Annotated in this window: 1 protein-coding gene; it reads left to right on the forward strand. The window is 50.4% G+C overall.

Annotation, left to right across the window (positions count from 1 at the left end):
• Positions 1–228 (forward strand): M3 family metallopeptidase (locus AB4585_RS23480; protein ID WP_372171183.1); only part of this gene is annotated, 228 nt, incomplete at both ends.

Consider the following 228-nt stretch of genomic DNA (forward strand, 5'->3'; position numbering starts at 1 on the left):
GCCGGTGGATACAGTGCGGGCTATTACAGCTATCTGTGGGCTGAAGTGCTGTCTGCGGATGCGTACTCTCGCTTTGAAGAAGAGGGTATTTTTAACAAAGAGACAGGACAAAGCTTCCTAAATAACATCCTAGAGATGGGTGGCAGTGAAGAACCTATGGAGCTGTTTAAGCGCTTCCGTGGGCGCGAGCCGCAAATTGATGCCTTGCTAAGACATGCAGGTATCGGG

The sequence above is a fragment of the Vibrio sp. 10N.222.49.C9 genome (genome assembly GCF_041474985.1).
GTDB lineage: Bacteria > Pseudomonadota > Gammaproteobacteria > Enterobacterales > Vibrionaceae > Vibrio > Vibrio crassostreae_C.